This is a genomic window from Microcoleus sp. S13_C5 (genome assembly GCF_036700845.1).
In the GTDB taxonomy this organism is placed as follows: domain Bacteria; phylum Cyanobacteriota; class Cyanobacteriia; order Cyanobacteriales; family Microcoleaceae; genus Microcoleus.
The window spans coordinates 1-20,446 of the sequence record NZ_JAUBPR010000088.1 but is presented as its reverse complement, the minus strand read 5'-3'; the positions used below and the strand labels follow the sequence as shown (position 1 = coordinate 20,446).

The following is a 20,446-nucleotide window of genomic DNA, read 5'->3' as shown; positions in this document are numbered from 1 at the left end:
GGCTGACTGATGGGGACAATCCCCCATCTCAAATCCGATGACAATAGTTCGATCGTACCTGTAAGTGTGCGGGAAATGTCAGATTATTTCGAGGATGCTGTTGTGCGTGGAGATTTGGGGGAGAAGCGGGTGATTATCGGCTGCGAGGGGTTTTTCCGCTTAACTGTTGAGGATTTTGGCGAAAATGCGATCGAAATAATTAAACGAGTGATGTTAAAGGGCGATCGAATTCTCGGTTATCTCGTAGTTATGCTGATAAGTGCGATCGCGATCGCTCCCCCTGGTACAAGCCATTGTTTGAGTGTTTCTTCTATGAATATACGGAATTCGCTCAGCTCCCATTGGCTGTTCATCAGAAGTCACCTTGATGCGGTGAGTAGATAAAGCGATGGTTCCGATTTTTGCTCAACAAATGCTTACCTCCCTAGCTTGATATTATGGATTTTTATAATCAAACAGAATAACCGCAGTAAGTTTTTTAGTCCCGCTAGATTGAGTCCAATCACCACCTTTTATCGTATAAACTTTGTAGCTAATTGCATGGGTGCCATCAAGGGTGGCAATCAAGAAATTACTACCAATAGATGGAATATCAAATTCTATTCTTAATTTTACTTGTTGATCAGATTCATCTACGGTGTTATATTCTACAGTTCCTTTTACGCCTACTAGGGATAAATCTCTACTCAGCCCTATAAAGGCTAGCTGTTGCTCTGTATCTTGTATTTTGGGAATTTCACTTTTAGGCTCAGATGTAAATTCACCATGTTCCAGATGAGCCGTAGCAAGGAGTAACTTTCTGGAAGTCTTATTGATAAGATAAACCTCTATAGTATCCCAATTTATTGACTTGCTTGCCACTTCTAAATTAGCGTGTAATTCCTGTATCAAATAGGGGATTATTGCTGCATCTCTAATCGCTTCTGAAACTCGCAATATTAATTCCTCCATAGCCTCGTGGGTGTATGGGTCAAGTAGTAGACCAAGTTGCTTAGCTATCTGGATTGCTTCAGATAATTCAACTACCGTTTGAGTATATGCTTCATCACTGCTAGGTTCAATAGGTGCTAGACCAGTGCCCCAGTGGTTTCCGCTGATGCTAGCACTCCAAGAACCTCCGTCTGTAGGATTGTAAATTAGCCATTTATAGTTCACTGGTTGGAGGTCTGAGAGCAACTCTTTCAGAGTATGGATACAATATCCAGTGGCATTAGCATAACTCACACCTGCTTTTAATCTGTCATATGTTTTTTGTTTATCTCTAGTAGTTTCAGCGTCAATTGTTGTAATAATAGCCGGTTTTAATCTAATTGAATTCTGATTTTTATCTAAATTTACTTTCTCAGGGTATATAGCTAATACAAAATTTTTTCCCGTAGGTTCTAAGTTAAGAAATGACTCAGAAGCAAGACCTTTAGGTTCGGGAGGTTCTACAAGTGTAGGAGTCTGTGTTAAGCCTATTTTTTGTATATATTCCTTAATAACTGTGAGTAAATTATTGTTGGATATCGTTGTTCCTATACTGGATATAGCTTGAAGTAAACAGAATGTAAAAGTTGAGAGGTTTTGAGTTTGTGGAGTATCGGCTGCTGCTTTTTCATCTGCTTTGCAAGCACTCATCAATAGTCCATTTACTGGCTTACTATTAGATTCCGTTGACATTAATCTGAGAAAATTAGTAGATACTATCAGGTCTCTAAAAGGTAAATTTGAGCGAATAACAGGTTGACCAAATGGTTGATAATCTATATTGCGATCTGTCTGCGCTATGCTCAATCTCCTGAGTTGTTCATCTGGAGGAGACCAGCTTTTAACCCTAATAATTTCTTGTCCTGATTCAGCTATTAAGAAGGCTTTTTCCATTCCTCCCGAAAAACAGCTATCTAATACTAGGGTAAAAATGCCTGTAGGTATATTTTGTGTAAATGCACTTAGTTCGTTGCCAAAAAAGAAGGTTTGAGGATACAAAACTAGACAATCTTTCAGTACACCATCTTTGACAGCCTGATAACCATGCCCTGAATAATAGAACACGAGACGGTCGTCTGGCTGTACATCCTGGAATAGCCATTTCAAATCTTGCCGGATATTATCGATAGTTGCTTCTGTATCAAAGCGGTTACAAATCTCACTAAAGCCATAATTCTCTGTTAAAAGAGCCGAGAATTTTTTAGCATCGTTTACACAGCTGAATAGACTGTTAGGACTTGGATAATCGTTAATGCCTATAACTAAAGCCTTTTTTTTAGACATGATAAACCTCTAATTGTTTAACTCTGAACAATGTTCCTAATAACAAATAATCTGTAAGAAGCCAGACTTATCATTGTTTGTTTTTACAAGTCTTGTAAATTCTAAAAATGTTGGTATGATAAGTCTGGCTTCTTTTGTTTTCTCAATTAACTGGCAGATACTTGGTTACTTGTTATCCACTCCTTCAGTCCAGTATTTGAATTTTTTAGGGAAAGCGTAAGGTCGATCGATTTGAGATTTGTCAGATCCAGATCATATGTTTTTGAGGCAGAGACATCAGACTTGATCAAGTCTCCTTCTTGTAGGTCACTAGCATAGGCAAAATATAGCTTTGGAGTTAGTGTGAAGTTTGCTTGATCTCCCTGGCCAACATTACACTTGACAACTAATGGTTTATTGTCTTTTGCTATTGCTACGTCAACCTTCTCTGCAGCATTATTAACGCACCCCACCAGCCCATCTACAGTTTTACCAGATATCTGCTCTAAACGAGGAAAATCATTCTTCTTGTAGAATTGCCATAGTTGCCCGACTGGAGTTGGTTGGACTGTACCTCGGTTCTTTGCGTCATATGCTAGCGCACTTTCTTTAACCGTAATTTGAAGGTTCACAGGATAAGTTATTGAGGAATTTGAGTTATTGCCCAGGGGAATTACTTTCCAAGCTACGGGAAAGAGTGTGGTATACATCTCACTAACATTGAACGGTTTTTGGAAAACCAAAATGTACTGATCGTCTGCATCTTTATTGACAAGATTGATTGTTATATCACTTGAGACGAAATCTTTGGAGCCTACTGCTGCCCCTGTGCCATACAAATCTTTTAGCATATAGGGAACTCGCGCAGCTGCTCCAATCGCTTCCGATACTCGTAAGATTAATCCTTCCACGGCTTCCGGTGTGTATGGATTGATTAACAAACCATACCGCTCCGCTATCTGAATTGCTTCAGATAATTCAACCACAGTTTGAGTATATGCTTCATCACCACCAGATTCGGTAGGTGCAAAACTGGTTGCCCAGCGATGTCCGTTGATGCTAGCACTCCAAAAACCTTCGCAGGCGTTGTAGGTCAACCATTTGTAATTAACTGGTTGGAGGTCTGACAAAAGCTCTTTAAGAGTATGGATGGAATATCCACTGGCATTTGCATAACTTACACCAGCTTTTAATTGTTGATAAACTTCTTTTTTGGACATAGCCTCACCGAGTACATTAAACACTTTGAATTGCTGTAAGCCAATACTTCCTACCTGTGCATTTAGAGAGTCAAGAGCTTGACTTAACCAGTCTTTAACCTCTGTTTGGTTCCCATTGCTATCTACTTGACCTGAAGGTGAAGTTCCACTGTTTATCAAAAGCGTATCTATAAACAGTTTCCCTTCTAATTCTTTACCTTTGATGGCATTGGAGACATTAGTAGTAGTGATCTGGTTGGCTTTGTAGTTTTTATTTTTCTTAATAACCGTAAAATAGTAAGTAGTCATCTTTGTATCCTTGGCTTTTTCGGCACTTTTTTCTGCTCTTCATCTTAAAAACGATTACTAGAGATAATTTGTGATTTTTTCGAGTTTGAAGCTTTTTTCTTAAATAGATGCACCCACTAAACAAAGCTTCAAAGCCAGGAACCCTTTCAAACAACAATCTACAAACGTTCCACATCTTCCTTAACCTCCCCACGAGCAGGGTAAAACAAATGCCGACTCAGCGCATTGCGATAATTCTGCACAGCACCCCCCACATCTCCCAACTCCGACAACGCTCTACCACACCAGTAATGTGCAACAGAGGGATTAAAACTCATCAATTCCAGAGCGCCAACGCACCCCTTCTCCAACCAACCCCGACACTTCTCCTCCTCACCCAAAACCCGATAACTCTCACCCAACCAAACCGCCGCCGGAACAGAATGCAAGCCACCCCCCCCTTCTAATAACAACTGCCAACCTTGCTCCAACACATCCACCGCCTCCCGGTGTCGCCCCGCCAGCGCCAACACCCGCCCATGTCCCAACCAAGCATCTGCTAACTGCGGCTGTAGCTGCATTCCCCGTGCAGACAACGCACATCCGCGCTCCATCTCTTGAAAATGTTCCACCAGCACCCGTCCCGCCGTCGCCCAGACACTCCAGCGCTCTGGAAACTGCACCAACATCTGTTCCACCAAAGGTGTGAGCTCATCTCCTCTCCCCGCCACTGGTAAAATCTCGCACAGCGCCCGATAAATTTCCCCATCATTGGGATACAACCCATGTGCCTTCAGCATCGCTTCCGCCGCCGCAATAGAATTCCCCGTGCGGAAGAGACATCGCCCATAGAAATACCAGCCACCGAGATTAAGCGGATGCTGTTCAACAAACTGCTGCAAAACAGCCACCCCTTTTTTCCACTCCCCTCGAAACAGGTGATACTGCGCCAGCGAATCCTGAACATAAGCAGCATTCGGAGCAATTCGCAGCATCGTTTGAATCATTTGCTTTGTCCGCTTACCTTCCTCACCCTGAACTAATCCTGTACCACAGCGACTATCCGCCAGCAGTTTCAGACTCCGCAAATCCTGGGGAAACACCTCCAGCACTCGCTGCAAACGTTGTTCCGCTTCCTGAAAGTTCCCCAACATCATCAACGCATCATAGCTGTGACTATTAGCTACAACCTCATTCGGATTGAGTTGCAAAACCGTATCGAAAGCTTGCAACGCTGCAATGGGAGCTTCTTTTTCCAAATAAATAAATCCCAGAGCCAGCCAGTGAGCCGTATTTTCTGGTTCTAGCAATGTTGCTTGTTCAAAAGACACCGCCGCCTGCTCAATACAACGGCGACACACTGCAATTAATCCATTAATATGATGTCCGACTGCTTCGTTCTCAGATAAACTTTTAGCCGTTTCATAAACTGCAATTGCTTCAGTCTCTTTCCCCATCAACTGCAATATTTTTCCCAATAGCAATTTCACATCAATTAATTGAGGTTGCCGTTGTAGCACTTGGCGATATTCTTCCACTGCTTGCTGCCAGTTGCCCATTGCATATAGCAGTTCGGCTAATTCCCTTCGTTTCTTCCATCCCGTGGGATGCTGCTCCACGTATTTACTTAATGTTTTTAGCTTGATATCTTGCCTTGTGAGTTTCTCATCTAAAACTAGATAAGCATTCATTTCCACCCCGGTAGGCTGATTAAGCTGTACCAGGCAAGTAGCAGTGACTCTAGACATATTGGAGTAAACCTATTATAGTTAATGGCTTGTAAATGCACCCCAATATCTGCAACAATTTCCTTTTAAGGTATGTTGTTGCGCTTTAGCGCTCTTATCTGAGTTTTCATAAGAGCGCTAAAGCCCAACAACGTACCAAAGTCGCCCCTACAATCAGACTTGAAAAGCTCTGTATTCTGTAAGATATCGGAATTATTTCCAACTCAAAAGGCTGGATGAGCTATATCTCGTATGTAACAGTGAATCGAGATAAGTAGTTGTTACCTTATAATCAATTGGCTGTTGCACATACTCTTCTACCCTCAACATTTCACATCCGGATGTTTTCGCTTCATCCGAGTTCGGTTCCTCGACTTCTGCCGTATCCAAACCTAAACGATAATTGTGCAACTGCTTTTGCAGAATCTCTCGTGCCAGTTGGATGCGTTTACGCACATTATTCTCAGAAAGAGCCAATTTTTTGGCAATATCTCGGTAAGGCATCTCCTCATACCACAGCAAAATCGAAGGGTCTCGCAGTTTGGCAGGTAGACTATTAATAGCACGGCGTATGTGTTGGCTCGTTTCCTGACGCAGCATGGCAGCTTCGGGTGATTCGCTGCTACCACCAATTCCCTCATCTTCTGAAATATTTTCAATGTTCTCGACACCCTTTGCACCTTTCTTGCGTTCTCGATGTATATCGATGCAGATATTATGAGTTAGTCGAGCCAGCCAAGCTTTAGGATAACTAATTGTGTCAGCGAAACAAGGCATTTTTTCCCAGGCTTTTTGCCTTGCTCGACTCAGTGCTTCTTCTGCCTCTACCCGATCGCCTCCCATCCATGTTTGACAGCAACGGTAGAGATAATCTTGATGCCATATCCATAACTGCCAGAACGCCCTTTTGTCGCCTTGAGACAGCCGTTTTAATAGGAGTTGCTCGTCTAACTTTGTCTCACTTGTGGCTTTTTGAGCGATCAGGGAACGAAATCGGTGGGGAGTTACATTTGTTACATTCTCTGTCAAGCTTTCTTTATCTAGCATCAAGTTGTTCCTTCACTAGGAGAGCATTGGCTGAACAAGTCTCAAGTCCAGTTTGCCTCTTCTCCTCGCTGTCAACAATCGCAGTTTTCGCAGTTAAGATCCGAAGTTAAGGATTTTTATTCCTCAAATTCCCAGCCAATACCACCTGCAAGGGTGGTATTGGCTGGAAAATTTAGCGGCTACCTTTCTATTGCAGTACAATCAACTTCTTTTTTAGGGAAAAGGGTTTATAACCCAAATGTCCCGTCTTAGTTTGGTAGCCAATTGAGCCACCTCATGCGCCAAACTTGCTAAAATTCAGAAAAATTTCCTACAATCATGGAAAATACTCTCTTATTTCGGTTGTTTAGCTTAACTAACGGCTATTAAGTTATCTAGTTTTTTAAGTTCCAGGCTAATACAGTAGGATTGCAGCCGATTTCCGGTGCAAACGAGAGGGATTGAAAGCTTTTCCTCTATTTTTCCCATTTAACAGTTAAATGTACGGTACCTTAACTTGAATAACCCTATGTATCAGCCTAAATACAGACGCAGGCGCGGTGTAATCCTTACCCCTCAAGGATGGAACAAACTTCAAAAAGCGAAATCAGAGGCGGAATTTAAAGAAAACAGTGGCTACCGATACACTCTTGAAAAGTTGAGCGATCGCACTGGCTTAGCTGTAGATACCTTGCTCCGGGTTCATAATGGCTCTACTACCGTTGATAAGCAAACCCTCAAGCGCTATTTCAGGGCTTTTAATCTAATTTTGGAGCCATCTGATTATTCTTGGCCCGAAACTCAGATGAAAGAAGTTGAACGCGATCGTGTAGATGTAAAGCCAGAATTACCGGGGGGTCAAGTACCTCTCGATTCGGCGTTTTATGTAGAACGTCCTCCCATTGAATCTCGAACCTGCGAAGCGATATTGCAACCTGGTGCCTTAATTCGCATCAAAGCTCCCCAACTAATGGGTAAAACTTCCTTGATGGCAAGAATCGTGGAACGGGCGAGAAAACAGGGCTATCAAACAGTGGTGTTGAATCTCAAGCTGGCTGATGAAAAAGTATTCACCAATCTGGATCGATTCTTGCAATGGTTTTGTGCTTGCGTGAGTCGGAGCTTGAAGCTACCGAACAAACTAGCAGACTATTGGGATGAGATGTTTGGTAGCAATTATAACACCACAGATTATTTTGAGAATTATTTATTAGCTCAAATCGATTCACCACTGGTACTCGCCTTAGATGATGTCGATCGCGTTTTCGCTCACCCCGAAATTGCTTCTGACTTTTTTGGTTTGCTGCGAGCTTGGTACGAAAAAGGCAAGTATGGCGATCGCAGTAGTAATATCTGGCAGAAACTTCGGTTAGTAGTAGTACACTCTACAGAAGTTTCTATTACACTTAATATTAATCAGTCAGCATTTAATGTAGGGCTGTCAGTTGAACTACCTAATTTTACCAACGCTCAAGTACAAAATTTAGCACTTCGGCATGGATTGGATTGGTCAATACAGGATGTAGAGAAACTAATAAATTTTGTGGGTGGGCATCCCCATTTCATCCGATTGGCTTTATATCATATTTTTTGGGTGCAGGACATCTCCCTGCAACAAATGTGGGAAATAGCACAGGTTTTGAATCTTCTCACCAAACTTTACATTATTGCCTATCTTCCTCCTATATCCTAATTTCACCCAGTAAAAATCAGCTTCTCGAAATCGAACTGGATACCTGTTTCTACATCCAGAGTTCAGCTTTAGTCAGAAGCAAAAATATTGAGTTAGAAACAGACCCGCCGGATTTGGGTGTAGAGTCGGACTAGACAAGTTCTTCTCTAAATAAGTTCACCATTTATTCTTCCCTTCGCGTTCCCGAACTTTGGAGATAGCGCGGGCAAACCTTAGAACTATATCAGCTTGTAGAAGGAAAATAGGATCGTGCTGCTCAAAGTTTAGCTTCTCCATTTTTGCCCATCGCAGAAGTACCCGGATTTATTGAACAAAACAGGGCGATCGGACAAAGAGTAGCCGTCAGTTGATTCCGGACAAGAACCAGAGAAATTTTGCCACATAGCGAGGAATATAAAGATGCACAATAGATACGCATAAACTCTATATTTAGCGTGTATACGGCGCACATTTTCGCTATAACTAGCGCCTCACACTCTAGAAAAAATATATCATCATTATTTCTTTCTCATCCTTCTCTGGGAACCTCTTTTAGGCAGTCGCTTAATTTCAGTTTCGCCTCCTTGAAATTCTACTTCTTCTCTAATTTCTAAAGTGACACTTTTAACATCGCCCCCACTGATTTCTTCCTCTTCCTCAATCTCCTCCGAATTCTGTTCATTGGCGATTAACTGCACGTCCAAGCCAGAAGTTTGAATCGGGAATTGTGCGATTTCTTGACTAATTTCAGTTTCTTCAAGCCCCTGCTCAATTTCCGCCGCCGGTAAATCTTCCTGGGTAGCAGGAAAGTTATCAATTTCTTGACTAATGTCAGTTTCTCTGATTTCCTTTTCTACTAGCTGCATGGATAACTGCTGCTTTTCCCTTGACAATTCCTCAACCTTAGTCGCAAGCATTCTAATCTGTTCGTTGAGAACGCGAATTTCTCGGTTTTGCTGCTGAATCATTTCTTCGGCATCAGCAAGAGTTCGATTTCTCTCTAATATAACCTCATTTTTAGTTTCTAATTCCAAAGCGCTCATAGCCGCTTTAATTACATTATAAAAATGTGGCTTAGATACATCAACTTGTTTAGCATTATGGCGACTTTTTCCCAAAAGTCCAATCTTTTGTCCTTGCTTAACAGCCAAAACAAAACCTTGATGATTTTTTATTTTTAATTCTTTGACAAAATCTACTTGAACTAAACTGCAAATATATTTGTGACAGTCAAAATAAAATTCTGCTTTCATCAAAAAGCACCCCTTTCTGCTATAGTCCCGCAGAATTATAGCACGAACACCGTTAAAAATTGAACAAAATTTATAAAAATAGGGTGGGCGCGGAGGGCTGTACCCTAATTTATAAATGTATGCGATGTCAAGATTTGTTCAGGACTTATGCGAAAAACCGTTTGACGCGCTACTTCTAGCATTAATGGGCGCAATGCGCCCATACAAAATTAGGTTTTGCGGGCAGGAATTTAAATATTTTGGCTTAGCAAAATTCGCCAACTGCGACATATTTAATAAATTAATTAATTGCTTTATTTGCTGACATAAGCGATTTCCCATCCGTGACGATAATAAGCTGTATCTAAATCAACCCTTTCAGTTTTAACATGAGGCTCTAATTCAAACAAGCTTAATTGAATTGGTTCATCAGTTTTTTGGCTTTTGTTAAACTTGCTCAAAAGTCTTTCTTCTAAATGCTCGTGCGATTCTAAATTTCCATCTGAAAGAATGTGATGAATTTGTAAATTAAATACTTTAAGTTTGTGGCACACTAAAATAGTCCGATGACAAGTAATCGGGTCTTTTTCCGCACACATTAAACTGATTTTATAATTGGCTGCGCCTTGGATCAAGCGCTGCATTCCTGCGGAAAATAGAGGAGTTGCTGCTATGCGATCGTATAAAGCTTTACCGCTAGTATCGTAACAGCTTAAATCCTCTGGTCTCGCGCCCAACTCTTTGCCTAAAAAAACATATTGAATGCCGACACTTGACAAAGAAGCTTTAATTTCGGATTTATTAAAATGAGGTAAATAGCGGCTAAAAGGATGCGAGCGCACGTCCGCAACCGCCGTAATTTCGTGTTGTTGCAGCAGCAAAACAAACGCTTCAATACTCAGATTGGAGTGTCCGATCGTAAATAATTCCATTGCTTCGATCTTACTATGCAGTCTTTGCCTAGACGAAAGTTGGTGTAGCCCAATTATTGCAATTGGTAGACTTCAAGCTGTAGGTTTCTTTAGCAACTTTTGAATCAAAAGTTGCAAAGCCAGCAGCATCAAACCCAAAGACGCAAAAGCAAAAACACCCGCACCCAAAGCGACAATCCCCATGACTAAAGTTCGCACAGCCCCCGCAATATTAATCGCAGTTACATTGTCAGACTGAATCGGCTTATTAGCAAAAGTTTGGACGATCGACAAAGTTAGCGCGTACAAAGCCGCCGCAAACCCGCCCGCGATCAGCGAACCCATCACGCACCGCAAAATAGTCGGTGGCGTGGAAGATGCAGAGGTTGCATCTCCAGCCGAACTCAGAGGTTTAGAAGTAGAATTTGGATTAGTTAAATCAGTCATGGCGGTTTTAGATTTTAGATTTTAGATTTTAGATTTCTGGTTAATTCACCAAAACTAAAATCCGTGTTGCATGACATATTATCAGTTCTTCGATCTCAATAGACTCTGCGAAAAGTTAGATTCATCTTGACCCTCGCCTATTAGACACGTTTAACGGGCGATCGCGATCGCAGCATCTGCGAGTTACACCCTCGAAATCGGCGGTTTCGTATCATTTCCCTCCGAAAAAATCCGAATCCCAGTATTGCTAAACTTTGCTACCCAAAAATCCAAATCGGGAGAAGCGATCGCACTTTTAACCCGTTCCAAAATCTGCTGAGCCTGCTCTGGAGACTCCGCCAGCGCAAACACACTCGGCCCAGAACCCGACATCATCGTTCCCAAAACCCCCGCCGACTCAAAAGCCTGCCGCAACTGCACCACCTGCGGGTACACAGGTAAAGCAACTTTTTCTAAATCGTTGTGCAGCAATTGACCAATTTTCGATCGATCTTTTTGGGCGATCGCCCCCACCATCGGGCCCGAATGCAGCCGTTGCCGACGGCACTCCAAATCTTCCGCTGCACAATAGGAACTACTGAACTGCTGCCGATAAGTTTGATACGCCCATGCGGTAGAAATACTGAGATTGCGGTACTTTGCCAACACCACAGAAAAGCCCCCCAAATCAGGCAGCGGCGACAGTTTATCTCCGCGACCGGTTGCCAAAGCCGTACCTCCAGCAATGCAAAAAGGCACATCCGAACCCAAAGTTCCTCCCAACTCTTGCAACTCTGACTGAGTAAGTCCCAATTGCCACAGCAAATCCATCCCGACTAAAACCGCAGCCGCATTTGCAGAACCGCCGGCAAGCCCCGCCGCCACCGGAATCTGCTTGTGAATGGCAATCTCGACTCCGCCGTATTTCGCCAAAGCATCGGGGAATTGCTTCGCCAACAAATCCGCCGCCCGGTAAGCCAGGTTATTCTTATCAGGAGGGACTTGCGGGTGATCGCAGCGCACGCGAATCGTGTCCGTACCGATCGCGCGCAAGTCAATTCGATCGGCTAAATCTATGCTTTGAAGTACCATCGCCAGTTCGTGGAATCCGTCGGGGCGATCGCCTATGATTTCCAAATACAGATTGATTTTTGCTGAAGCTAGCAGAGAATATGAACGCATAGGTGATTAAGCCGCAGGTGAAAGAAACCCCTGGTTGAAATTAATTGACACCAGTCCGAGTCCATTTTCTCACAACTCAAAGGAAATATTATGCAGGAAATGTGGAAAACTTTTTTTAGTTCCGGGTCATTTATTCCTCACGGTCACTGCTATCTCTGGCATACCCCGTTAGTCTGGCTTCATCTTGCCTCAGATTCTATAATTGCACTGGCGTATTTTTCCATCCCGATTACATTGGTTTATTTTATTTCCAAACGCCAAGATTTGCCCTTTGACTGGATCTTTGCCTTGTTTGGAGCCTTTCTCGTCGCCTGTGGCATCACTCACATATTTGAAGTCTGGACGCTTTGGCATCCTACCTATTGGCTTTCAGGAACAATGAAAGCAATTACTGCCCTTATTTCATTTGCTACAGCCATACTTTTGGTAGACTTAATGCCTCAAGCCTTAGCACTTCCCAGTCCCGCACAGTTAGAATCCACCAACCGACTCCTAGAATCTGAAATTGTTGATCACCAATTAGCACAAGCTGCACTACAAAAAGCTCAAGTAGAATTAGAAATTCTACTTGAACAACGCACGGAAGAGTTAAAGTCTCAAGCTCAAAAACTCGAACAAGTCTTGTCTGAATTGAATCAGGCTCGATCCCAGCTAATCCCTAGTCCAGAAATGTCATTTTTTAGGCAGTTATTGACTGAACTGCCTCATCACATTCACAATCCGATTCACTTTATTTGCGGCAATCTTACTTACGTTCGCGAGTATGTAGATAGTTTGCTAGAACTCGTCAATCTCTATCAAGATAAGTATCCCCATCCGCTACCAACTATTCAAAAAAAAATTTCTGATATAGATTTAGATTTTATTAAAGAAGACCTACCACAAATATTAATTTCTCTCACAATTGCAGCAGACCGCCTCATTGGTATTGTCCAGTCACTACGGACTGGTTCTCGCCTTGACGCAGCAGATATAAAAATAGCCGACCTTCACGAAAGTATGGACAGTATACTGAAGATGTTGTCAAGCAGATTGACGCCTAAGCAAGGTTCATGCCACATTGAAGTTATCAAAGAATATGGCAATTTGCCGAAAATAGAGTGCTATTTAGGAGCGATAAATCAAGTATTTATCACTATCATTGGTAATGCGATTGAGGCTTTAGAAGAAAACAGCCACAGCGAGTCGGTTGCAGCCAGCCAACCCGATCCACCCAATATCAAAATTGCTACCAAACTTTTAGAAAATGAACAGGTAGAAATCCGAATTAGCAACAACGGGCCAGAAATAACAGAATCAGTGATGAAGCAGTTATTTAATCCATTTTTTACCACGAAACCAGTAGGCAAACAAGGGATTGGATTGGGTTTAGCGCTCAGCCATGCTATTATCACAGTAACACATCAAGGCGAATTGCAGTGTATTTCGGCACCAGGGAAAGGTGCGGAATTTATTATTAAAATTCCGATTAGCCTGCAATAAACCTTTAAAAATCCACAACAACCTAAATTCAACTATTTGTAGTCAGGCCGAAAGGTCTTTATTCATAAAAAATAAAATACCCAGATACCAGACCTCATTAATAATTCGGGTATCTAACACAATCGTTAACTTCAAACCTCGCACATAATATTATTACTCAAATTTACCCATTGCGCCACGCTTAAATCTTCAGCGCGAGATTGAGGATTTATCTGTAACTCTTCTAGCACGTGAACGAGTTTATCTAAATCCACAGCCCCTTTCAAATTATTTCGCAGCATCTTGCGCTTGCTACCAAATCCCAACTTAACTAAATTCTCCAAATAGCGCGGATTAACCGCCGCAGTTTCTATCTGTCTGGGAAGCAGCCGCACCACGGCTGAATCGACTTTTGGGGGCGGAAAAAAGTCTTTAGAGGGCACATCGCAAATTAACTCGCATTCTGCTAAATACTGCACCCGCACCGACAAAGCGCCAAAAGCTGTCGAACCCGGTTTAGCGTAAAGCCTTTGGGCCACTTCTTTCTGCACTAAGAGTACGATCGAATCGAAGGGTTTAGCAGCAGGAACAGATATCGTTCCCAGCAGTTTTTGCAGGATCGGGCCGGTGATATTATAAGGAATATTGGCAACAACTTTATTCGGATTTTGGAATTTGGGAAATGCCGTTAGTTCCGCCTCTAAGTCCATTTCCAGGATGTCGCCTTGTAGCAGTAAAAAATTGTCGGTTTTGCCGAGTTGTTTGGCTAGCTTGAGACACAAATCTCGATCGATCTCCACAGCAACAACAGACTCAGCCGCAGGCAGCAAGCGTCGAGTCAAAATCCCCGTACCCGGCCCAATTTCCAGGACGCGATCGCGATCCAAAGCAGCCGCTTTCACAATCTTATCTAAGGCTTTCTCGCTTTTGAGCCAATGTTGAGCAAACTGTTTTCGGGGTCTGGTCGATCGCATTTTTTGAATTTTTGGAGAAATCTTAGCCTGTCATTCTATCACAGCTCAATATCTTTTCCCAACCTACGGTGATGTTTATTTTTGTTAACAGGGGTTGAATTAAGCAAAAAACTTGGGCACTATATAAAGAATAAACGATAAAAAATAAATTAATTTCTTCCCAATTACCAATTCCCCAAAAATGAAATTCCAACGAGTATTTGGTACATTACCCCAAACCACAGCCAGCGCCCCCGGCAGAGTAAACCTGCTGGGCGAACACACAGATTACAACGATGGATTTGTACTTCCAACTGCGATTCCCCAGCGCACAACAGTACAAATCGGCTTCAGCAGTGACGATCGCCACCATTTTTATTCTGCAGAATATGACGAACTCATAAATTATTCAGACGACGATACCATACCGCAAAAATTCGTCAGTTATATCTGTGGCTGCCTCAGACTTTTAGAAAAAGAAGGATACAAAATACCGCCAATAAATCTCTACATTAGCTCGAATGTGCCGATCGGAGCCGGTTTGTCCAGCAGCGCCGCTTTAGAAATAGCAACCCTCAGAGGACTGCGCGCGCTGCTGAACCTCCCCCTAGAGGACGTGCGGCTAGCTCAAATCGGACAGCAAGTCGAAATCCGATATGCCGGCTTGAACTGTGGCATCATGGATCAAATGGCGTCGAGTTTAGCAGACACCAACACCATGCTATTTATCGACACCCGCAGCCTCGAATGCCGCCCGATACCTTTTCCCACAAACACAGAAATTTTAATAATTGACAGTGGCGAAAGCCACGAACTAGCAGCAGGAAGTGGTTACAACAAGCGGCGCGCCGAGTGTGAGGAATCCGCGCGGATATTGGGAGTTAAAGCTCTTAGGGATATCGCCGATCCGCAAGCAGTGGAAGTATTGCCGGAACCCCTCAGAAGGCGAGCGCGGCACGTGGTTACTGAAAACAACCGCGTACTCGAAGCGGTAAAATCTTTACCAGCAAAACGTTTTGGCGAGTTAATGAATGCTTCCCACGCCAGCCAGCGCGACGACTACGAAGTTTCGGTGCCGGCAGTAGACGCGCTGGCGGCCATCTTGCAGTCAATCCCTGGAGTCTTCGGCGCAAGGCTGACGGGCGGAGGTTTTGGCGGCGCTTGCGTAGCGCTGGTGGAGAGTGGGAAAGCGGGTGTTATCGCATCCGAGGCGATCGATCGCTACCAGCGCGCAGGTTATAGCGGCCGCGTTTTGGTTCCCGAAGTTAAAGTTACTTCTTAACTCCAGAACTATCTCCCGGTAGGGAAGGCCACCGCACAGTCACGATTACCGATTCCTCTTCGGCAGACCAATAATGAGGCACTCCCGGCAGCCAGAGAGCATAATCTCCTTCGCGAGAAAGCAAGATTTCTTGCTCTGGAAATTGTAGGCGAAACCGCCCTTTTACCAGGATAGAAAGCGTTGTTGCTTCCGCATTTACCGCCCACTGAGTCCTACAATCTCCGGCGGGGTGAGTGCCCCATTTTACCTCTAAAACAGAAGTCGATCGCGGGTCATCTTCAGGCGTCATAAAGTGACCCGCAAACCAACCGCCCCGACTTGCACCTTCAGCGCCCGCATTTCCGAAAACCACTTGAGATGACATCAGCTAATCAGGTAAACAACAAAGATGCTTATATCTGACATCTTGCACCATTTTCCATAAGCTTTTGAGGGGCGGGCAGGATGCCCACCCCACAATAAATTGACTCTTTGTGGAATAGGCATCTTGCCTGTTCTGAGAATGGTGCAAGATGTTAGTTATATCTGACATCTTGCACCATTTTCAGTAAACTTTTGAGGGGCGGCCAGGATGCCCACCCCACAATAAATTAATTCTTTGTGGAACAGGCATCTTGCCTGTTCTGAGAATAATGCAAGATGTTAGCTAGATCCGGAGACACCATCTAACTTATTACTTGCGGCCCGAAGGTTGACCTTCCGTAGTCGCTATTTCCCCAGCTTCCATCAACTGCTTAAAGCGACGTAAATCATTGGCAATTTGCTGTTCGGGAGCTTCGCCAAATAGTTTAGCAGCGCCAGCAGCAATTGCACCGCCCGGAGGGTTGTATTCGATGACAACTTTTACTTCAGTACCGCGTCCCGCTGATGCCGGTTGAAAGCGCACAAAACCCGAATTGTCAACATCAGATCCTTCAACAGACGCCCAAGCAATTAAGCGATTTTCTTCTTCGCGGACAATCTCTGCATCCCATTCCACACTATTGCCCATCGGCGCGCTGGCAATCCAGTGAGAACGTTTTTCATCGATGACCGTAACGTGTTTGAGATGCTTCATAAACCGAGGCAAATTTTCAAAATTGCGCCATAAACGGTACAATTCATCAGCCGGTTTGTCGATCGTCACCGTCTTTTCAACTTTAATGCTTTGATTCGGATCCGCAGCAGACTGCAAACCCTCCACAACCCCCAGCCCGCGCGCCGCTAAACCGCCGCCCGCAACCGCCAGCAAAGCACCTCTCAAAGAACGCTGTGACAAACCAAAAAGCACCAGTGCCCCGCCACCTATTAAAGATGCCCAGCGTTCGGTATCGCCGCTGCTACTTTGGTTTTGTTTGTCGGAATTTGTCATTGAAGTAGATTCCATGGGTTTAAACCTCGTAAATTAATAGCGAAAAATAGCAGCTAAAGGTGCCTCGTCCGGCACTTTTTCCGGCGGCACCGCGTAAACAGTTCCGCCGTTGAGAATAGTTTGAATGGCTGCTGCATTCAACAAATCTTCGTCGCCCAATTCTGCATCTGGGTGGATTTGCACCGCGTTCGTATCGGGATTAAAAGTACCCCACTGCTGAACGCCAAGAGCAACAAATAGTCGATCGACCCGTCCAAAATAAGCAGCCGAAACAGCTTCTTTCAAATCAGCAGAAATTTTATCGCTTCCTGTCAGATCGTGGTATTGTGCGATCGCCTCCGACTGAGCCTGCAAAAACAAAGGTTCCACCAGCGGCAAAGCTTCAGCCCGCAACTCTTCCGGCTTGAGAAGTTTCTGATTGCCTGTAATTCCTTCTTCAACTAAATGCGGGTAGGTATTGGCTTCTCGGTAAAGCGGGAGCAAATACTCAACTCCAGCTAACACTAAAGGAGCTTTTTTATTGTGCAAATATTTGTGCAGCGCCCCATCTATTATGTGGAAATACTGCACAATTTCCTGCTGGGGCTCATCTCGATCCGGACTTCCTTGACCGTGAAAACTTCCCGGCTGCTGAAAAGAATTATTAGTGCCTCCTTTTGAAGTAGCAATCCGAAACTGACCTTCTTTAGCAGTCGGGTCATATTGCAGAGCCTCATCAAGGCTTTTCGGCAAGTTTTCAACTTCAACTTCCCGAGCACTGTAAGCCGTACACTCAATCAGTCTCACTTCCTTTTGACTGAGAGCTAACACATAAAATAAATTATCTCCTGTCAGCAGAGGCATCAGCGGTTTGACGTGAAAATTGTCGCTTACAACAACTAATTCCTCAAAATCCACCGGACAGCTATAGTAGCGGAAAAATCCCGAAGCGACAAAAATCGCCAGCAGGTTGCTTTGATTTTCCCAAAAGTTTTCCTGGTCAATTTCTGCTCGGACTGGCTCTAGCAATTGGGCAGCTTCTTTTTTGTCAAATCCGTACTCTACAATTTTGTCTTCAGCCTCTCTGATTAAATTTTTGAACCGAATCGGATTTTGTTGAATTTCTGTTCCTTGAGCGACTGGCATATAAATAGAGACGCACAATCCAGGAGATTGTTGTACCAGCGCTTTGAGTTCCTCTACAGATATTAAGTTCACCGCTGAAACTCCTTTTCTAAGGGGTTTTGTAATAAAAACAACCGATTCTTTAAAATGTATCTCTCCTGACCTGGCCCCTGCGTCTGCCTAAAGTAAGGATCGGCTGCTGTAGAGCATTTCATCCCCGAACTAAAACGGGGTTTGCAGCGGCTGTTCCAATCAAACTGCTTATCACCTAAGATAGACGCCGCTAACTCGGCCGCTACTTTACCATAATTTACTTTAGTCGGCTTCTACTACTCGTTATATATATATGATGAAAACAAAAATGTTTCTGTGGTTGCTGTGGGCAATATTTATTGCCTACACCTTGCTGCTAGCTCCTCTCGATCAGCCCGGAACGTTAACAGTTATGGAAAAAATGCTCAAGTTGCAGCTAGAAGGAATTAACCCCTACCTTGTCACCATATTCGCTCTCATGGGAGTCTGGCCGATGGTCTACGCTTGCCTCCTATTCATTGATGAGAAAACCCAAAATATATCCGCTTTGCCTGCTTTCCTCGCTTCCAACGGCGCCGGCATCATCGGCTTAATTCCCTACTTACTCCTCCGCCAGCCCCAGCCACAATTTTCCGGCCGCAAAGATATGTTGATCAAAATATCAGACTCCCGCTGGACAGGCATTGTACTTTTACTAACTACTATCTGGCTGTTAGCTTGGGCTTGGTTAAATGGAGATTGGGGAGATTATGTCAGTCAGTGGCAGTCAATTCCTTTTGTGCATTTAATAACTTGGGATTGTTGCTTGATGGCTGTAATATTTCCCTCTCTTTTGGTAGACGACATGGCACGCCGTGGACTTGCGGACGATCGCATTTTTTGGGCAGTCTCTCTAGTTCCGCTGTTAGGGCCGCTAGTCTATCTTTGTCTGCGCCCCCCTCTGCCAGAATCTGCAACAGAAATCGCCAATTTCCCACTGACAGCAAGAAATTGAAACATTGAAAAATTTGGTAGTGTTCAAGATGTAATGAATATTCAAGCCGCAACGGGATTAACAAACGCTCAAAAAGCGAGATTGAAAGCGTTAGGGGCGATGGCGTAGTCTGGGTGTACCGTGGAGAAAGATTTTAATTGTCCTGAAAATCTCGATCGCCACTTATGAGGTGACTCTATGGAGCCAAATGATACATCGGCCCGCTACGACCGAATTGCCCAATGGTGGCAAACTCAGCATCAAGATTCAACCTACGGGATTGCCCAATTAGAACGGGCGATAAAATTTACTTCTAACCAGCACGCAGCACTTGATGTCGGGTGTGGAAGCAGCGGACGTTTTATTAACAGTTTATCCAAGCATGGATTTCAGCCTGAAGGACTTGATATTTCTAGCGAAATGATCGATTTAGCCCAGCAGCTACATCCAGAAATCACGTTTTACCGGGAAGACATTTGTGAGTGGCTGCCGCCGAAACTTTACAGCCTGATTGCAGCGTGGGACAGTACGTTTCATCTGCCAATCAACAAGCAAGCGCCTGTGATACAAAAGCTATCCGATGCGCTTGAACCCAATGGAGTGATCCTGTTCACTTGTGGCGGCGGACATACAAGCAGCGAGGTTTCGGGAGCATTTCAAGGTCAAGACTTTGATTACAGTACTTTGGGTGTAGATACTTTCCTGCAAATTCTGGTTGATCATCATTGCACCTGCCGCCATCTCGAATACGACCAGTATCCTGAAAATCATGTTTATATAATTGCCCAAAAGACCTAATTTATCATTCGCACCATTAAAGTGTGGAATGTCGCAACTGGGCGCTGTATTAAGATGTTGATGGGCGATCGACTGTATGAAGGTATGAATATTCAAGGGGCAACGGGATTGACGAATGCTCAAAAATCGACTCTCAGAACATTAAGGGCGTTGACATAATCGTAAATACCAATCTGCGTTGGCGTACCCTCTCCCGTGAAAAATCGCCTTAACTTTCCTGTTGAGGAGTTGCAAGTAACCTTTGCGACTCCAGCAAGATCTCTTGCTAGTTCGCTGCAACAGAGTTGTGTACGCCCATTGCCCCAGACCGTGGTCTAGTCTGCGCTTAACACTTTGCGGAACACGACTTTATCATCGCCCGCCGCGTAGAAGTCGCGAATACGCGCCTCCTCCTCATAACCGCATTTCGCGTAGAACACCCGCGTGCGATCGAAGTCCGGCAGCCCTGACGTTTCCACCAGTAATATACGCCCGCCCCGCGCCGTCAACGTTTGTTCACAGGACTTACGCATAAACACAATATATAGCGTTTATGAGAATCCTGAACTACAAGCCGCTAAAGGGTGATTGCCCCGCCTGCTAGAATCCAAAACAAT

General features: G+C 44.0%; 18 protein-coding genes. 6 read left to right on the top strand and 12 right to left on the bottom strand.

Annotated features, from left to right (window positions below):
* Positions 1-9 precede the first annotated feature (9 nt).
* Complete coding sequence (locus QUA04_RS20700) at positions 10-384, top strand: hypothetical protein (RefSeq protein ID WP_333260031.1); 375 nt, start codon at positions 10-12, stop codon at positions 382-384.
* Between the two features lie 51 nt (positions 385-435).
* Here QUA04_RS20700 and QUA04_RS20695 read toward each other — a convergent pair whose 3' ends face one another.
* From QUA04_RS20695 to QUA04_RS20680, 4 genes are all read right to left on the bottom strand, one after another.
* Complete coding sequence (locus tag QUA04_RS20695) at positions 436-2,253, bottom strand: caspase family protein (RefSeq protein WP_333260028.1); 1,818 nt, start codon at positions 2,251-2,253, stop codon at positions 436-438.
* A gap of 146 nt (positions 2,254-2,399) precedes the next feature.
* Positions 2,400-3,740 (bottom strand): hypothetical protein, encoded by a 1,341-nt coding sequence (locus QUA04_RS20690; RefSeq protein WP_333260025.1) that lies wholly within the window; start codon positions 3,738-3,740, stop codon positions 2,400-2,402.
* Between the two features lie 158 nt (positions 3,741-3,898).
* Entirely contained in the window at positions 3,899-5,467 is a 1,569-nt protein-coding gene (locus QUA04_RS20685) for a tetratricopeptide repeat protein (RefSeq protein WP_333260020.1), read from the bottom strand.
* Positions 5,468-5,659: 192 nt separating this feature from the next.
* Entirely contained in the window at positions 5,660-6,493 is an 834-nt protein-coding gene (locus QUA04_RS20680) for an RNA polymerase sigma factor (protein WP_333260017.1), read from the bottom strand.
* 508 nt (positions 6,494-7,001) lie between these two features.
* On the opposite strand from QUA04_RS20680, the gene QUA04_RS20675 reads away from it, so the two are divergent.
* Entirely contained in the window at positions 7,002-8,165 is a 1,164-nt protein-coding gene (locus tag QUA04_RS20675) for an AAA-like domain-containing protein (RefSeq protein ID WP_333260014.1), read from the top strand.
* 497 nt (positions 8,166-8,662) lie between these two features.
* Here QUA04_RS20675 and QUA04_RS20670 read toward each other — a convergent pair whose 3' ends face one another.
* The 4 genes from QUA04_RS20670 to ispE form a co-directional block, all read right to left on the bottom strand.
* A complete protein-coding gene (locus QUA04_RS20670) occupies positions 8,663-9,397 on the bottom strand; it encodes a hypothetical protein (RefSeq protein ID WP_333260011.1) in 735 nt (244 codons plus the stop codon).
* A gap of 293 nt (positions 9,398-9,690) precedes the next feature.
* Positions 9,691-10,308 (bottom strand): DUF488 domain-containing protein, encoded by a 618-nt coding sequence (locus QUA04_RS20665; protein WP_333260009.1) that lies wholly within the window; start codon positions 10,306-10,308, stop codon positions 9,691-9,693.
* A gap of 72 nt (positions 10,309-10,380) precedes the next feature.
* Positions 10,381-10,734: a DUF3082 domain-containing protein gene (locus tag QUA04_RS20660; RefSeq protein ID WP_333260007.1), complete on the bottom strand. Its 354-nt coding sequence runs from the start codon at positions 10,732-10,734 to the stop codon at positions 10,381-10,383.
* Between the two features lie 183 nt (positions 10,735-10,917).
* Positions 10,918-11,895 carry a 4-(cytidine 5'-diphospho)-2-C-methyl-D-erythritol kinase gene (gene ispE, locus QUA04_RS20655; protein ID WP_333260004.1) on the bottom strand — a complete coding sequence of 326 codons (978 nt, stop codon included), beginning with the start codon at positions 11,893-11,895 and terminating at the stop codon, positions 10,918-10,920.
* A gap of 90 nt (positions 11,896-11,985) precedes the next feature.
* On the opposite strand from ispE, the gene QUA04_RS20650 reads away from it, so the two are divergent.
* Complete coding sequence (locus tag QUA04_RS20650; RefSeq protein ID WP_333260001.1) at positions 11,986-13,377, top strand: HAMP domain-containing sensor histidine kinase; 1,392 nt, start codon at positions 11,986-11,988, stop codon at positions 13,375-13,377.
* A gap of 131 nt (positions 13,378-13,508) precedes the next feature.
* Here the strand turns inward: QUA04_RS20650 and rsmA are convergent, their stop codons facing one another.
* Positions 13,509-14,330, bottom strand: coding sequence for a 16S rRNA (adenine(1518)-N(6)/adenine(1519)-N(6))-dimethyltransferase RsmA (rsmA, locus tag QUA04_RS20645; protein WP_333259998.1), 822 nt, complete (start codon positions 14,328-14,330; stop codon positions 13,509-13,511).
* A gap of 181 nt (positions 14,331-14,511) precedes the next feature.
* Between rsmA and galK the strand changes: the two genes are divergently transcribed.
* Positions 14,512-15,591 (top strand): galactokinase, encoded by a 1,080-nt coding sequence (galK, locus tag QUA04_RS20640; RefSeq protein ID WP_333259995.1) that lies wholly within the window; start codon positions 14,512-14,514, stop codon positions 15,589-15,591.
* Here galK and QUA04_RS20635 read toward each other — a convergent pair.
* From QUA04_RS20635 to QUA04_RS20625, 3 genes are all read right to left on the bottom strand, one after another.
* Entirely contained in the window at positions 15,581-15,955 is a 375-nt protein-coding gene (locus QUA04_RS20635) for a signal peptidase I (protein ID WP_333259993.1), read from the bottom strand. The genes galK and QUA04_RS20635 overlap by 11 nt on opposite strands.
* A 309-nt stretch (positions 15,956-16,264) precedes the next feature.
* Positions 16,265-16,957 (bottom strand): SRPBCC family protein, encoded by a 693-nt coding sequence (locus QUA04_RS20630; protein ID WP_333259990.1) that lies wholly within the window; start codon positions 16,955-16,957, stop codon positions 16,265-16,267.
* Between the two features lie 18 nt (positions 16,958-16,975).
* Positions 16,976-18,139, bottom strand: a complete 1,164-nt coding sequence (locus tag QUA04_RS20625; protein ID WP_333259987.1) for a baeRF3 domain-containing protein — start codon at positions 18,137-18,139, stop codon at positions 16,976-16,978.
* Positions 18,140-18,392: 253 nt separating this feature from the next.
* Between QUA04_RS20625 and QUA04_RS20620 the strand changes: the two genes are divergently transcribed.
* Together QUA04_RS20620 and QUA04_RS20615 are read left to right on the top strand one after the other, a co-directional pair.
* Positions 18,393-19,073, top strand: coding sequence for a DUF2834 domain-containing protein (locus QUA04_RS20620; RefSeq protein WP_333259984.1), 681 nt, complete (start codon positions 18,393-18,395; stop codon positions 19,071-19,073).
* Positions 19,074-19,250: 177 nt separating this feature from the next.
* Complete coding sequence (locus tag QUA04_RS20615) at positions 19,251-19,850, top strand: class I SAM-dependent methyltransferase (RefSeq protein ID WP_333259982.1); 600 nt, start codon at positions 19,251-19,253, stop codon at positions 19,848-19,850.
* The last annotated feature ends 596 nt before the right edge of the window (positions 19,851-20,446 follow it).

Excerpts from the sequence above, each read along its gene's own strand:
- QUA04_RS20700 (WP_333260031.1), top strand. The coding sequence starts at position 10 with ATGGGGACAATCCCCCATCTCAAATCCGATGACAATAGTTCGATCGTA.
- QUA04_RS20695 (WP_333260028.1), bottom strand. The coding sequence starts at position 2,253 with ATGTCTAAAAAAAAGGCTTTAGTTATAGGCATTAACGATTATCCAAGT.
- QUA04_RS20690 (WP_333260025.1), bottom strand. The coding sequence starts at position 3,740 with ATGACTACTTACTATTTTACGGTTATTAAGAAAAATAAAAACTACAAA.
- QUA04_RS20685 (WP_333260020.1), bottom strand. The coding sequence starts at position 5,467 with ATGTCTAGAGTCACTGCTACTTGCCTGGTACAGCTTAATCAGCCTACC.
- QUA04_RS20680 (WP_333260017.1), bottom strand. The coding sequence starts at position 6,493 with ATGCTAGATAAAGAAAGCTTGACAGAGAATGTAACAAATGTAACTCCC.
- QUA04_RS20675 (WP_333260014.1), top strand. The coding sequence starts at position 7,002 with ATGTATCAGCCTAAATACAGACGCAGGCGCGGTGTAATCCTTACCCCT.
- QUA04_RS20670 (WP_333260011.1), bottom strand. The coding sequence starts at position 9,397 with ATGAAAGCAGAATTTTATTTTGACTGTCACAAATATATTTGCAGTTTA.
- QUA04_RS20665 (WP_333260009.1), bottom strand. The coding sequence starts at position 10,308 with ATGGAATTATTTACGATCGGACACTCCAATCTGAGTATTGAAGCGTTT.
- QUA04_RS20660 (WP_333260007.1), bottom strand. The coding sequence starts at position 10,734 with ATGACTGATTTAACTAATCCAAATTCTACTTCTAAACCTCTGAGTTCG.
- ispE (WP_333260004.1), bottom strand. The coding sequence starts at position 11,895 with ATGCGTTCATATTCTCTGCTAGCTTCAGCAAAAATCAATCTGTATTTG.
- QUA04_RS20650 (WP_333260001.1), top strand. The coding sequence starts at position 11,986 with ATGCAGGAAATGTGGAAAACTTTTTTTAGTTCCGGGTCATTTATTCCT.
- rsmA (WP_333259998.1), bottom strand. The coding sequence starts at position 14,330 with ATGCGATCGACCAGACCCCGAAAACAGTTTGCTCAACATTGGCTCAAA.
- galK (WP_333259995.1), top strand. The coding sequence starts at position 14,512 with ATGAAATTCCAACGAGTATTTGGTACATTACCCCAAACCACAGCCAGC.
- QUA04_RS20635 (WP_333259993.1), bottom strand. The coding sequence starts at position 15,955 with ATGTCATCTCAAGTGGTTTTCGGAAATGCGGGCGCTGAAGGTGCAAGT.
- QUA04_RS20630 (WP_333259990.1), bottom strand. The coding sequence starts at position 16,957 with ATGGAATCTACTTCAATGACAAATTCCGACAAACAAAACCAAAGTAGC.
- QUA04_RS20620 (WP_333259984.1), top strand. The coding sequence starts at position 18,393 with ATGATGAAAACAAAAATGTTTCTGTGGTTGCTGTGGGCAATATTTATT.
- QUA04_RS20615 (WP_333259982.1), top strand. The coding sequence starts at position 19,251 with ATGGAGCCAAATGATACATCGGCCCGCTACGACCGAATTGCCCAATGG.